This window comes from Paenibacillus sp. fava2, assembly GCF_058313675.1.
The window spans coordinates 2,101,861-2,115,870 of the sequence record NZ_CM177755.1; the positions used below are offsets into that span (position 1 = coordinate 2,101,861).

The 14,010-nt window shown below is 54.2% G+C and carries 9 protein-coding genes; 8 read left to right on the plus strand and 1 reads right to left on the minus strand.

Going from position 1 to position 14,010, the window contains the following annotated elements; genetic code table 11:
• Positions 1-154 precede the first annotated feature (154 nt).
• Genes AC4G46_RS08765 through AC4G46_RS08795 form a run of 7 tightly spaced genes read left to right on the plus strand, consistent with a single transcriptional unit; the run spans position 155 to position 7,445 of the window.
• Entirely contained in the window at positions 155-1,771 is a 1,617-nt protein-coding gene (locus AC4G46_RS08765; protein ID WP_491127591.1) for an ABC transporter substrate-binding protein, read from the plus strand.
• On the plus strand, positions 1,768-2,757 hold the full coding sequence (locus AC4G46_RS08770; protein ID WP_491127592.1) for an ABC transporter permease: 990 nt from the start codon (positions 1,768-1,770) through the stop codon (positions 2,755-2,757). The genes AC4G46_RS08765 and AC4G46_RS08770 overlap by 4 nt, the downstream gene beginning before the upstream one ends.
• Positions 2,754-3,620, plus strand: coding sequence for an ABC transporter permease (locus AC4G46_RS08775; RefSeq protein WP_491127593.1), 867 nt, complete (start codon positions 2,754-2,756; stop codon positions 3,618-3,620). Before AC4G46_RS08770 ends, AC4G46_RS08775 begins: the two co-directional genes overlap by 4 nt.
• Positions 3,620-4,390, plus strand: a complete 771-nt coding sequence (locus tag AC4G46_RS08780; protein ID WP_491127594.1) for an ABC transporter ATP-binding protein — start codon at positions 3,620-3,622, stop codon at positions 4,388-4,390. The genes AC4G46_RS08775 and AC4G46_RS08780 overlap by 1 nt, the downstream gene beginning before the upstream one ends.
• Positions 4,381-5,166, plus strand: a complete 786-nt coding sequence (locus AC4G46_RS08785; RefSeq protein ID WP_491127595.1) for an ABC transporter ATP-binding protein — start codon at positions 4,381-4,383, stop codon at positions 5,164-5,166. Before AC4G46_RS08780 ends, AC4G46_RS08785 begins: the two co-directional genes overlap by 10 nt.
• Positions 5,150-6,217 (plus strand): aminotransferase class V-fold PLP-dependent enzyme, encoded by a 1,068-nt coding sequence (locus AC4G46_RS08790; protein WP_491127596.1) that lies wholly within the window; start codon positions 5,150-5,152, stop codon positions 6,215-6,217. The genes AC4G46_RS08785 and AC4G46_RS08790 overlap by 17 nt, the downstream gene beginning before the upstream one ends.
• Entirely contained in the window at positions 6,210-7,445 is a 1,236-nt protein-coding gene (locus AC4G46_RS08795) for an amidohydrolase family protein (RefSeq protein WP_491127597.1), read from the plus strand. The genes AC4G46_RS08790 and AC4G46_RS08795 overlap by 8 nt, the downstream gene beginning before the upstream one ends.
• Before the next feature lie 532 nt (positions 7,446-7,977).
• Here the strand turns inward: AC4G46_RS08795 and AC4G46_RS08800 are convergent.
• Positions 7,978-9,183 carry an IS4 family transposase gene (locus AC4G46_RS08800; RefSeq protein WP_491127598.1) on the minus strand — a complete coding sequence of 402 codons (1,206 nt, stop codon included), beginning with the start codon at positions 9,181-9,183 and terminating at the stop codon, positions 7,978-7,980.
• A gap of 691 nt (positions 9,184-9,874) precedes the next feature.
• On the opposite strand from AC4G46_RS08800, the gene AC4G46_RS08805 reads away from it, so the two are divergent.
• On the plus strand, positions 9,875-13,906 hold the full coding sequence (locus tag AC4G46_RS08805) for an endo-1,4-beta-xylanase (protein WP_491127599.1): 4,032 nt from the start codon (positions 9,875-9,877) through the stop codon (positions 13,904-13,906).
• Positions 13,907-14,010 lie beyond the last annotated feature (104 nt).

Below are 14,010 nucleotides of genomic sequence, written 5' to 3' on the forward strand. Positions count from 1 at the left end.
TTACTATAATAAAAACGGATTCATTTCCTGTATTGGATATAATAGTTTTACCCGCTCTGGCATTATGTGAATTTTGTTTGACAGGGGGGATAGTATGGGCCATAATACAATCCATACTAAACATATAAGGTTTATAGGAAGGGGAGATTGAGACATGCAATTCACAGCTTCTATCAAGAAAACTTTATGGTCAGGAACACTGGCAGTTCTATTAATGGCGGTGATTGCCGGCTGCTCCGGACAGAACAATACAGCTGCTTCCGGCGAGACAGCTCAGCCAAGCGCTAGCCAGGCGGCGGATGCGGGCAACAGCACCAGCGAGCCGGCGGCGGGAGGGACTTTTGTCTATGGACGGCCTGCTGCAGTAACCTCGTTTGATTTGCATAATCAGATTACCTCCAATAATGCGTTTGCGATTGATAAAGTCTTTGAGTCCCTGGTTGCTTTTAACAGTGAAGGGGAAATTGTGGACTGGCTGGCTGCCTCCCATACGATCAGTGAGGACGGATTGACCTATACCTTTGTGCTGCGTGACGGGCTGAAGTTCTCTAACGGCAACGCGGTTACAGCCAAGGATGCTGTCTTCTCGCTGGAGCGTCACCTGAAGGTCGGCGGTCCCCTGGCGATTGCAGCCAAGGTGGACAGTGTTACTGCACAGGATGACAAGACACTGGTGATTAAGCTCCAGGAGCCGTACACACCGTTCATCTCCGAGCTGTCCAACTTCTCGAACGGCATTATTCCGGCTGATTTCGGCGGGGTTACCGAGGAAGAATTCTTCAAAAAGCCAATCGGCACCGGCCCGTTCGCCATTGAAGCCTGGGACCCTGCGGGTGATGTGACGTTCGTCAAGAACACGAACTACTGGCAGGAAGGCAAGCCGGCGATCGATGAGCTGGTCTATAAGCTGATCGAAGACGACAGCCAGGCGATTAACCAGCTGAAGGCTGGAGAGGTTAACGCGATCGAAGCGCTTGCCCTGCAGAATGCTGACGAGTTGAAAAACGGCGCTGATACCGCTGTAGTAACCAACGGCAGCTGGGTAACGGAGCAGCTGTTCTTTAATACACTGGATGAGCATTTCAAGGATGTGCATGTCCGCCGCGCGCTGGCGCTGGCGCTTGACCGTGAAGGCCTGACCAAGGCGCTGACCTTCGGTTATGCAAGGGCGGCAAACTCCCTGCTGCCGACAACCATTCCTTACAATGCGAATGATACCATTAAAGCGTTGAACTATGATGTTGAAGCGGCCAAAGCAGAGCTGGCCAAATCCGCTTTCCCTAACGGCTTCAGCACCAAGCTGCTGGTGGCCTCCGGCAACAGCACAAGAGCCCAGGAAGCGCAGATTATTCAGGCGGCAGGCCAGGCGATCGGCATCAAGATTGAGATTGAATCCATTGAGCTGGCTTCCTTCCGTGAACGGTTCTTCGCCTATGATTTCGCTGCCATGCTGAACAGCGGCCAGGCAGATTCTCCGGAAGCGAACTCCATTCTGGCTTTCCAGACCGATCCGGAAGGCTTCAGCAAATCGTACTGGACGCACTATACCAATGATGAAGTAACCAAGTTGCTGTATGAAGGACAAAAAACAGCAGACGGCGATGCCCGGGCAGAGATTTACACTAAGCTCCTGCAGACGCTGGCTGATGAAGTGCCGTACATTCCTCTTTACTACCCTGACATCCTGATCGGTGCCCGCTCTTCGGTAGAGGGACTTACCGTATTGCCTAACGGCAGCGTCCGCTTTGAAGATGTGCGGATCGGTCAATGATGATGCCGGGGAAGCTGCAAAGTTCTGCAGCAGGTAATCGTACGTCCTACAGATGGCTGACGGCGGCTCTAATAAGAGCCGCTGTCGTTATCCTCTGTGTGATGACCGCTGTCTTTTTTCTGATCCGCATCGTTCCCGGTGATCCCGCAAAAATGATTCTGGGTGAATACAGCACACCGGAAGCTATCGCAGCCATGCATCATACACTCGGACTGGATCTTCCGCTGTGGGAGCAGTTCATCCGGTTCGTGAAGCTGCTGTTCACCTCCGGCGATACCGGTAATTCCATTATCTCGGGAACCTCAACACGGGTGCTGATAGCCGAGCGTGCTCCGGTAACCATGCTGCTGATTGCAATGGCCTGTGTCATTGCAGTAGTGATTGCCCTTCTGCTTGCTACGGTTGCGGCTACGAATAAGGACAAGCTGGCGGATCATCTGATCCGTATTTTTCCTGCGATTACTCTAGGTATGCCAATCTTTTGGGTTGGCATCCTTTTCATTATGCTGCTTAGTGTCCGGCTAGGCTGGTTTCCTGTCGGCGGTGTAGGCGAAGGCTGGTCCGGCATGCTGTACAGCCTGACACTCCCGGCGGTTACGGTCGCTTTTTCCCAAATCCCGACGCTTGTCCGTTCTTTAAGGGCGCAGATGCTGGAGGTGCTGGAGTCCGACTTCGTAGTTACACTGAGGGCTGCACGCATTCCCGGCCGGGTTATTCTGTTCAAGCATGTGCTGCGCAATTCGGCATTGCCGACACTGATGCTGCTGGGTGTCAACATTTCTTATCTGATCGGCGGTACGCTGGTCGTTGAGCAGGTGTTCGGCATCAAGGGGATTGGCAGCCTGCTGTTTACTTCCATTTCCAACCGGGATTTTCCGGTCATCCAGGGAATTGCGCTCTATTGTGCGGTTTCTGTGGTGATTATCAGCCTGCTGGTGGAGATTCTGGCCAAGTGGCTTGATCCCCGGACGAAAGGAACACGATGAAAACGACAACCCTTTATCCTGAACTGCAGACGGACGGACCTAAGACTTCATTGCTCCGCCGGATATTGAATACCCCGTCTCTGCTGGCAGGAGGCATCATGTTCGCTGTGCTGATCCTGCTGGCTATTTTCATTCCGTACATCAGCCCCTATGACCCGACTGAACAGAATTTAAGCGCGTTTCTGCAGCCGCCGTCCGCCGAGCACTGGCTTGGAACTGACCAGCTGGGGCGGGATCTGTTCACCAGACTGATCTACGCTGCCCGGACGGATCTGACCATTATGGTACTGGCGGAGATCATCCCGTTTTGTACCGGGATTATTCTGGGAATGGTGGCAGGCTACTACGGAAAATGGGTCGATAACGTCATTACTCTGATTACCGATACGTTTATTGCTTTTCCTTTTTACCTGATCGTGATTATTGTGGCCTTTGCCAGCGGCGCGGGCCAGCGCGGAATTTATATCACTTTTATTCTCGTCGGCTGGATAGTGTTCGCCCGGGTGGTCCGCGGTCTTAGCGCATCGTTCCGTGAACAGGAATGGATTGCTTCGGCCCGGACGCTCGGCTTGTCCGGCCCCCGCATTATTCTGCGGCATCTGCTGCCGAATGTGCTGCCGCAGGCAGTGGTCGTCCTGATGACGGATATGGTCGGCCTGCTGGTGGCGATTGTCACGCTTGGCTATCTGGGCATTGGTATTGCCCCGCCGACTCCCGACTGGGGAACGATGATTGCGGACGGACAGTCCTTTATCTCGACAGCCTGGTGGCTCTCGGCCGTTCCCGGCTTCGCCGTGGTCTACACGGGGATTGCCTTGTCGCTGGTGGGCGACGGACTGGCAGATCTATGGAGGAAAAAATAATGGCTACAACACCCGTATTGGAAATAGAAGGCTTGACACTGACTGCCAAATCGCAGGAAGTGCTGGTTAAGGACGTCAGCTTCTCGCTGCATCAGGGCGAGAGTCTGGGCCTGGTCGGCGAATCGGGCTCGGGCAAATCGCTTACGCTGCGGGCGGTGCTCGGTCTGTTACCACGCGGTGTGCAGCAGACTGGCGGAGTGATCCGGGGTGCGGCGGACAGCGCCATGGTGTTCCAGGACCCGCGGGGAGCGCTGGACCCGCTATGTCCGGTGGTCAAGCAGGTGGCGGAGGTAGTGTATTACAGGCAGCGGCTCAGCCGCAAAGCTTCGCGCGCTGCGGCGCTGGAGCTGCTGCATATGCTCGGGTTGCCCGATTCGCTGTGCAAGGCGGACCGGTATCCCGGCCAGCTCTCGGGCGGGCAGTGCCAGCGGATCGTCATTGCCATGGCTCTGGCCTGCAAGCCGGGCATTCTGCTCTGTGACGAGCCGACCACGGCGCTTGATGTTACGGTGCAGAAGCAGATTATGGAGACAGTGGGCCGGCTGCAGCAGGAGCTTGGGTTTGCGATGATTTTTGTAACTCATAACCTGGCGGTTGCCGCTGCGATGTGCTCCAGGCTGGCCGTTATGAAAAAAGGTGAAATCGTAGAGCACGGCAGTACGCTAAGTGTTCTGCAGGAACCGCAAAATCCGTATACACAGATGCTGATCAACTCGGTGCTGCCTGTGCCGGAGCTTGCACCTGAAGGGGGCGCTGCTTTATGGACTTGAGCCTGCAGGTTAACGATGTGACGGTCCGGTATGGCGGATTTACGGCGCTGGACAATGTCCGGCTTGAGGTGCAGCAGCATACCACTCTTGGGCTTGTCGGAGAATCCGGCTCAGGCAAATCCACACTCGCGCGGGTGATTGCCGGGCTGATTATCCCGGATCAGGGGCAGCTGCTGCTGGATGCAGAGCCGCTCACCGGGAAACGGACCCGTGAGCAGCGCAAAAAGATCCAGATGATCTTCCAGAATCCCGACGCCTCGCTGAATCCGAAGCATTCCATCCGGCAGATTCTGGCTGAAGCGCTTCTGTTCCACAAGATCGTAGGCCGTGCGGAGGTGGAAAAGCGATCCAGGCAGCTGTTGGAGCGTGTGAGCCTCGAGGGAAAAGCGCTGGATAAATATCCGCATGAATTCTCGGGCGGCCAGCGCCAGCGGATTGCCATTGCCCGTGCGTTAAGCGTTGAGCCCAGCCTGCTGATTGCCGATGAGCCGACGAGTGCCTTGGATGTATCCGTGCAGCTAAGTGTGCTGGAGCTGCTGAGCACTCTCAAGTCAGAGCTAAATCTGACGATGCTGTTTATTTCCCATGATCTGGGTGTTATACATGCAGTAAGCGATAAGGTTGCCGTCATGCGGCAGGGGAAGCTGGTTGAGGTCAGCCCGAAGGACAGGTTCTTTAGCCGTCCGGAAGCAGCTTACAGCCGTGAGCTGCTGTCTGCGGTTCCCCAAATGCCGACTATGAAAACATCAGGAGGACTACATGAACCAAGAACATAAAGGATATGTGCCGCTGACACGCGCTGAATTCAGCACGTTGACCAGCCAGTTCGCCCGGCTGCTGTCAACGGAACATCCCCCGGTCATCATTCCGGGTGAGGCCATTCTGGGAATCGAGGCTGTGGCTGCAGGGATTTCTGCACCGGGCCGTACATTTATTAACGTGGTAACCGGACCTTACGGCAGCCTGTTCGGCGGGTGGCTGGAGCGCGGCGGAGCAAGAGTAGTGGAAGTAAAGGTTCCGTTCGATGAGGTCGTGCCGGCGGAGCAGGTTGCCGCGGCCATTGAGCGGGTTAAGCCGGATGCCATTTCCTTCGTGCAGGCTGAGGTAGTCACCGGAGGCTCTAATCCGGCAAAAGAAATCCTGAGCATTGCCCGCACCCACAACCTGATTACGGTAACGGATTCCGTCTCGGCTGTCGGCGGTGAAGAGCTCCTGGCAGATGCATGGGGCGTTGACTTCGCCGCTGTGGGAGCGCAAAAGGCGCTGGGCGGACCTAACGGTGTCAGTGCGGTCAGTATCTCGCTGCGCGGCTGGGAGTTCCTGGAGTCCAATCCAAATGCGCCGCGCAATTCGATTCTGTCACTGCTGGATCTGAAGCCGTCCCCGGCTGATGCAGAGCCGGTGCGCGTTCCGCCTAATATTCCGGCCCTTGAGGCCAGAGCGCTGATTGAAGCGCTGGCAGCGGTTGAGGAGGAGGGGCTGGATCAGGTCATCTCACGACATAGGGCTGCGGCTGCTTCAGCCATTGCCGGCATCAGGGCACTTGGACTTGAGCCTTGGCAGAAGGACAGCAGGCATTATTCCACGCTAACGACCACCGTCCGCATTGGTGGGGATCAGCGCCTCAGAATTGCGCAGCCGGTGGGCATCGTGGCTCCCGGAGACGGGGAGCTTAACGGCCGTCTGCTGCGGATCAATCATTTTGGCGTAAATGCGAGCCTCCTCAGTGTGGAAAAAGCGGTTGTAACACTGGCTGAGCTGCTCGAACAAGACGCTGCTTCAGCGCTGCAGGCGGTCCGTGCAGCATGGGGGAATGCCCATGCTTAATAAACATCCGGAGGCGCTTGATTATACAGCAATCCGCATTGCGGGGATCGAAGGCAAACGTTACGACATTTCCATCAGAGACGGCAGATTCACGTCGGTGAAGGAAACGGTGCAGGAGGAACCGGCGGGGCAGGCCGGATATTCCGGAGAATTGCTCCTGGCAGGAGAGTCCGGACAGCCGGAACCGGCGCAGCCTGCAGGGGCTGCTATCCCGCAGGCTGATCTGTGGATCAGCCCCGGTATTATTGATCTGCATACACATCTGGCCTGGACGGACTTTGACCATGCTGACCAGCTGAAGCGCAGCAGTGCTGAGGTGGAGGTCATGCAGGGGGCGGCGTTTGGAGCCACCTTGCGGACCGGTGTAACGACCGCGCGGGATGCTGGCGGGATTACGCCGCAGACCATCCGCCGCCTGGTCCGGAACTATGGGCACCCGCTCAGGGTCGAGACCAGCAGCGAAATGCTGGGTTCGGCGGATGCGCTGGGAACAAAGTTCCTGGAAGGCAGGCTGGCCGAGATTTATGCCACAGGAGCAGGCTGGGTCAAGATAATGGCAACCGGCGGTCTTGGTGCGCCTGCGGAGAAAGTGCTGGACCCTGTGTTCTCGGAGGAAGAGTTCAATTTCATTGTCCGCCATGCCCATGCCCATCAGATTAAGGTGCTGGTCCATACCTGGGGCGGGGTGACCATTGACTGGTCGATCCGGGCAGGCGTTGAATCGATCGAGCACGGAATGTTCCTGACCGCGGATCAGGCCGGCCGGCTGGCTGAATCCCGCACAGCCTACGTGTCTACCGCTTCAATCTACCGGATTGCCGCAGATCCTGCCGGCGTGCTGGGGCTGCCGCAGGTCATCTGCGACCGTGCCGCACGGGCAGCCGAGGCCCATTCCCGGGCCATCGGCTATGCCAGAAGCGCAGGCGTACGCTTCGGCTTCGGCACAGACTATGCCACGCCGGCGCTGCACGGCTATAACCTGCAGGAGCTGGACACGCTGCTGGACTACGGCCTGACCCGCGCAGAAGCGTGGCAGTCCGCTACCTCCGGCGCGGCTGAAATCCTCGGACGCGGCCATGATTTAGGACGGATTGCCGAAGGCTATCTGGCCGATGCTGTAATCTGGAACGCCGATCCGTTCCAGGCGCGGGGTGCCGATGTGCTGCGGGAGAGCATAGTCTCAGTTATAACCGGGGAGACGGAAGCAGAGCTGGCCGGGGGAAAATAAGCCGCTTTTGCGGTTTTAGAGTGTGGCTGGGCCGTATAACTGAGGTTATACGGCTTTTTGCTGTGACTGGTTAATGGGCTGATGGGCTGATGGGCTGATGAGGTGATGAGCTGATGAGCTACCTTGAGCTGGTAGTTTGGCTAAAGAGAGCGGCGGGATCTATGCCGGAGATGTTTTCTTAGGCCGGATTTTATATTCTAAGGCTGGTTAGTGTTCATTATGCTGCTTTGCAGAGGCCGGTTTATTAAGCGGTTAGCCGGTGAAGGGCGAATCTAAGAAGGGTTTTATTAAACTTCCGCCAGGATGAGGTTCCTGAACAGCTAAGTGGATTTTCGCCATCTATTTCTTCCGATTCTCTTGCGTTTTAAGGATTAGTTGGAAAATCGGCACTAGACATGCATACAAACTTACATGAGAGCTAAATTAAACCAAAAGTAATAATTTTACAGTTAGTTTTATAGACTCAATGAAAAAAGAACAGTGGCGTCTTAAAACGTAGGGTTAGTTACCAATTAATGGTATATCATGTTTGTTATCTGAGAATTATCTTTACCGTCGCTCGTTTCTCTTTCGTTTGTTCTGGAGTTTCTGCGGGCTTAGGGATCTTTTGCCGACCTTTAGAACGACGAGTCGGTTCACGATTCAGCGCTTCAATAAATACATCCCAGTCTTTCATGGCGTAATACCTCATCTTTCGCAGCATGCTCCATACACTTAGGGTGGACTGCACTTCTAAATGGATGAGCTGACAAAGTAGCGCCGTAATGATTCCGATGTAACATTGGACCCACACTGCGTGGGGGTGGTGATTATGGAACGTTACGGTGGCCAGATGCTGCTTGATCCATTTAAAAAACAGCTCAATTTGCCAGCGACAGCGATAAATTTCACCAACGTCTTCGGCTGAAAGATCCTGACGATTTGTGATGACCTCGTAGATTTTTCCATGCTTATCTTGGAATTGTACAAGGCGAACGCAAAACGTTTGGCCCGATTTTTTATCCAGAATCTCAACGTCAGCGTCCCGAGTAATATTGCTGCTACCCGAAAGGGGATGTTCGGTCAGCACGGTGTACTTTGTTTTTGCACGGATCCGGGCTACAAAAAGCACCGTCCCTTCCGACCATTCTCTGAAGTTTCCGTAATGCACATAGCCACGGTCGAAAATGTAGGTGAATTCTCCAGGCACAACCAGATATTTGACCGCTTGTTGATCCGACACACCGATAGTGGAAAGGACAATCTCAACCGGAAAATGACACCCTGCTTCCAGCGAAAGCAGCCGCGTATGGATTTTGACACCCTTGGTCTTATTTTGATAAAACGCCCAATCGCCGAGTATTTTGGGTAGCGAAAGGCTCGTTGAATCGACGGGTGCTAACTTTCCAAGATGCTTGATGCCCTTGGCTTCCGCTTTTCGCAATTTTAATTCCTGAACAAGATCGGTAAACAACCACTCGAGATAAGCAAGAGGGATGGTGCCGAGCTTGCGGTTCAAGGTCGATTCGTGAATGGTCGTGAGTCCGGTAATGTCCTGAAGCTCTGCATTCGTTTCCAAATGGAGCACAATGTCGGAAAGAGTCCGCCTCTGCTGCAACTGAGCTTCTACAAAAAGGGTAATCGCGGCCCCAACGGTAAGTTTTTTCGAATAATGATCTGCGAATGGACAACGAAAAGAATGTAACATTAAATGCTGTAAGTACTTGCGTAAAACTGAATTTTGCGATATGTTACCCATGGATTAGCTCCTTTTGTGGAGAGATGTGGGTAACCTGCCTACTCTCTCTACATTAGGGCTTTTTTCATTTTTCACCAGAGTAAACTCATCTTTTTTATCCATAATTAGCTAACTATTTCAAAAAAATTTATGTTAGGTTTGCCGCATGTCTAGTGGAAAATCGGCACTTAATTTAGCCCCAACCCCACCCATTAGGCGCAAAACCGTAAAATTAAATAGCGTTTTTCTACTTAGATTTCCGAAAGTGGGATTGAGCGGAGAAATAGATGCCATTTTTCCACTTAGCTTGATCAGTAATCCTCCTACAGCTGCAGTTCATCCCCGTTTATAAAAAAGTAACTTTGCCACAGAAATATGAACTGTCTTTCGTATTTCAACCGCAATCAGTGGCTCTGACCAAGAGTCATGTTGAAGGACAGCAACCGGAAGTCCAAACATTCTCTAAATTCACAGCTATTCCCGCTGGTAAAATCACATGCTTAACCTAAATAGGTCCTCAACTCCAGTCTGCATCTCTCCAGGCAAATGTAAATGTTATATAAAAAGTCCGGTATCATCTTTAGTTTGGTGAAAGACAGTGATTTTGCGTGTGTGCTACGATTTGGCTTGAGAAGGGGGGCTGTTCAACAGAGTGTTGTAAGCGCTTAACTTAATTGGCAGGTACAAATTCATAAAAAGAGGAGTGCAGTGCATGAGTAGAACGTTCAAACGAATTTTCTCCACAGTATTAGCTGCAAGCCTGCTGCTGCCGCTGGGCTGGATTACTCCGGCAGCGAAGGCTGCGGATGCTGTCCCAAATGCCCAAGCTGCAGAGGTCAGCCAGTCAGAAACAGCAACCGTTTATCACGAAACCTTTGCGGGCGGGGCAGGCAAAGCCGGCCAATCCGGCGGGGCCAGCCTGGCAGCGGTCACCGGCATACCCTTCGACGGCAACGCCGATGGCGCAGCCCTGTATGTAAGCAACCGAGCGAACAACTGGGATGCTGCAGATTTTAAATACAGCGATCTCGGGCTCGTTAACGGGGAGACGTATACAGTAACTGCGGTGGTTTATGTTGATGCTGCAGTCATTCTGCCCGAAGGTGCAAAAGCAGCTCTGCAAACAGTAAACAGCTACGGGAATTATGCCGAAGCAGCCTATGTCGCCGGCAAGGCGGTTACGCTGACCAGGGAATTCGTTGCCGATACGTCCAAGGATCAGGCGCTGCGCATTAATTCCAACGAGGCCGGCAAAGCGGTTCCGTTCTATATCGGAGACGTTCTGATTACCGGTAAACCAGCCTCCGGCGGCGGGGAAGAGCCGGTAAGAGACCCGGCGCTGCCGTTCAGTACGGTTACCTTTGAAGATCAGACGGCAGGCGGCTTCGCCGGCAGGTCGGGAAATGAGACGCTGACGGTGACGGATGAAGCGAATCATACAGCGGATGGCTCCTACGCCCTGAAGGTGGAGGGCCGTACCTCAACCTGGCACGGGCCAACGCTGCGTGTAGAGAAATATGTGGACAAAGGCAGCGAATATCTGATCTCCGCCTGGGTCAAGCTGATCGATCCGGCCAGTTCGCAGCTTCAGCTATCCACACAGGTCGGCAACGGCAGCAGCGCCAATTATGTCGCACTCTCTCCCAAAACCATCAATGCCGCTGACGGCTGGGTCAAATTTGAGGGCAGCTACCGCTATAACAGCGTAGGCGGCGAGTACCTGACGATTTACGTGGAGAGCTCGAATAACGCTACAGCGTCCTTTTACATTGACGATATCAGCTTTGAACATACGGGCACAGGTCCAATTTCTATCCAAAAGGATCTGGTTCCGCTGAAGGATGCGTACCGGGATGATTTTCTAATCGGGAACGCCATTACGGCCGAGGATCTGGAAGGGGTACGGCTGGAGCTGCTGGAAATGCATCATAACGTGGCTACGGCAGGCAATGCGATGAAGCCGGATGCGCTGCAGAATGTGAAGGGCGAGTTTACTTTTACCGCAGCGGATGCGATGGTCGATAAGGTGCTGGCGGAAGGCATGCAGATGCACGGCCATGTTCTGGTCTGGCACCAGCAGTCGCCGGTGTGGATGAATACTTCTAAGGATGCGGAGGGCAACACCGTCCCTTTGAGCCGCGAAGAAGCGCTTATAAATCTGCGGACACACATCCGTACTGTTATGGAGCATTTTGGCGATAAGGTGATCTCCTGGGATGTCGTGAATGAGGCGATGAATGACAATCCGGGGAATCCGGCCGACTGGGAGTCATCGCTGCGCCAGGCCCCGTGGAAAACCGCAATCGGAGCAGATTACGTCGAGCAGGCTTTTCTGGCGGCGCGGCAAGTGCTGGATGAGCATCCGGAATGGAACATTAAGCTCTATTACAATGATTACAATGAAGATAACCAGAATAAAGCCCAGGCCATCTATAACATGGTAAAAGCACTCAACGATAAGTACGCGCTTAATCATCCCGGCAAAAAGCTGATCGACGGTGTCGGCATGCAGGCGCACTACAATGTTAACACCAATCCTGAGAATGTCAGACTGTCGCTGGAAAAATTCATCTCTCTTGGTGTTGAAGTAAGCGTCACCGAGCTTGATATTCAGGCGGGAAGCAACTATGAGCTGTCAGAAAAGCTGGCCGATGCCCAGGGTTATCTGTACGCCCAGCTTATGAGCCTCTACAAGGAACATGCGGCAAATATTGCCCGAGTCACCTTCTGGGGAATGGATGACAATACGAGCTGGAGAGCATCATCCAATCCGCTGCTGTTCGACAAGAGCCTGCAGGCCAAGCCGGCCTATTACGGAGTGATCGATCCGGTAAAATATATCGCCGGGCATCAGCCGGATACGACGGACGCTAATGTGTCTAACGCTGTTTATGGAACACCGGTCATTGACGGTACAGTTGATGCGCTCTGGACAAGTGTGCCCGAAATGCAAGTTAACCGCTACCAGCTAGCGTGGCAGGGTGCAAGCGGCATAGCCAAAGCGCTATGGGATGACCAGAATCTGTACGTGCTGGTTCAGGTCAGCGACGCGCAGCTGGATAAGGCGAGCGCGAACGTCTGGGAGCAGGATTCGGTTGAGATTTTTGTGGATCAGAATAACGGGAAGACCTCCTTCTATCAGGACGATGACGGCCAGTACCGGGTTAATTTTGATAACGAAAGTACATTTAATCCCGACAAGATTGCGGCAGGATTCGCCTCTGCAACCAAAATATCTGGAACCAACTACACGGTTGAAGTAAAAATACCGCTTAACAGCGTTACTCCGGTCAACGCCAAGAAGCTTGGCTTCGACGTGCAGATCAATGACGCGAAGGATGGCGCGCGGCAAAGTGTAGCCGCATGGAATGATACCACCGGCAACGGGTATCAGGATACCTCGGTATACGGTGTGCTTACGCTCACGGGCAAACCGGATGAGCCGGAAGCAACTCCTACACCGGAGCCAACACCGAGTCCAACTTCAACACCTGCGCCGACTGCAACCCCGGCGCCCATTGCGATTCCAGGTGGTACCCACAGTAATGCTACACCAAAACCTGTAACTGCCGAGAACAAAGACGGTGCCGTGACACTCAAACCGGAGGTTACCGGCTCCGGCGGCGCAGCTAAAGCAATCGTTTCCGCCGAAAGCCTGAAACAGGCGCTTGAACAGGCAGTACCTGCTGCTGACGGCCGGAAGCAGGTCATTATCGAGTTGGCTAAGCAAGGAGACGTAGCCGCTTATGAATTGCAGCTGCCAGCACAAAGCTTGAAGGGGCAGACCAACTTCGTAATGCTGGTGAAAACGGCGGCAGCTGCGGTAGAGCTTCCGGGTAATATACTGTCCGGTGCAGCAGCAGACGCTGACTTCATTTCAATCCATATCAAACAGGCCTCCAATAATGGCCTGGATGCCAAGGCACGCACAATTATAGGTGCAGGGCCTGTTATTGACCTGAGCCTGACGGCAGACGGCAAAACGTTTGCCCTGGGCAGCCCGGATACTCCGGTAAAAGTGTCCATCCCGTACACTCCCGCTGCGGCACAGCTTGGCAATACTGCAGCCCTGATCGCCGGACGGCTGGGCGGCACCGGCAGCCTGACGGCAATTCCGAACAGCCGCTATGACGCAGTCAGCAAATCTCTTGTGTTCCACATTGCCGGGTCCGGCACCTTTGCGCCAGCCTTTAACCCTGTGAGCTTCACTGATATAGAGAAGCTGGCCTGGGCCACAGAGGGTGTCACCGCCCTGGCTGCCCGCGGCGTCGTGCAGGGAACTGCTGAGGGCAGCTTCTCTCCGGCAGCACCTGTGAAACGGGATGACTTTATCACGATGCTCGTCAGAGCGCTTGAGCTGAAGGGAACCGGCACGGCTGCCCCGGGCTTCGGGGATGTTCCAGCCGGCGTCTATTACAGCAGCGAGCTGGCCATTGCCCAGCAGCTTGGCATCATTGACGGCTACGCGGACGGAACCGTCCGTCCGGACAATCCGATCAGCCGTCAGGAGATGATGGTGATTGCAGCGCGGGCACTGAAGGCAGCGGGTAAAGCTGCCACAAGCAGCAGCGGCAGCCTGAATACCTATCCGGATGCCGCGCAAGTCGCCGGATATGCTGCCGACAGCGTATCCTTGCTGGTAGAAGCCGGTATCGTCGCCGGCAAGAGCGGCCTGCTGGCCCCGAAAGACACGCTCACCCGCGCGGAAGCAGCGGTGATTGTGTACCGGGTTTGGGGATTGTAGGCGGGGAAGCGGGAAATACAATAACAGAAGCCGCAGGTGCTAAACCCTGCGGCTTCTCAGATTGTCGAGAAACCCAGGTCTTTTAAAGATCCTGGGTTTCTTTT

Bases quoted from the DNA above. Each gene is read 5' to 3' on its own strand.
- AC4G46_RS08780 (WP_491127594.1), top strand. From the start codon at position 3,620: ATGGCTACAACACCCGTATTGGAAATAGAAGGCTTGACACTGACTGCC.
- AC4G46_RS08795 (WP_491127597.1), top strand. From the start codon at position 6,210: ATGCTTAATAAACATCCGGAGGCGCTTGATTATACAGCAATCCGCATT.
- AC4G46_RS08790 (WP_491127596.1), top strand. From the start codon at position 5,150: ATGAACCAAGAACATAAAGGATATGTGCCGCTGACACGCGCTGAATTC.
- AC4G46_RS08800 (WP_491127598.1), bottom strand. From the start codon at position 9,183: ATGGGTAACATATCGCAAAATTCAGTTTTACGCAAGTACTTACAGCAT.
- AC4G46_RS08805 (WP_491127599.1), top strand. From the start codon at position 9,875: ATGAGTAGAACGTTCAAACGAATTTTCTCCACAGTATTAGCTGCAAGC.
- AC4G46_RS08770 (WP_491127592.1), top strand. From the start codon at position 1,768: ATGATGATGCCGGGGAAGCTGCAAAGTTCTGCAGCAGGTAATCGTACG.
- AC4G46_RS08775 (WP_491127593.1), top strand. From the start codon at position 2,754: ATGAAAACGACAACCCTTTATCCTGAACTGCAGACGGACGGACCTAAG.
- AC4G46_RS08785 (WP_491127595.1), top strand. From the start codon at position 4,381: ATGGACTTGAGCCTGCAGGTTAACGATGTGACGGTCCGGTATGGCGGA.
- AC4G46_RS08765 (WP_491127591.1), top strand. From the start codon at position 155: ATGCAATTCACAGCTTCTATCAAGAAAACTTTATGGTCAGGAACACTG.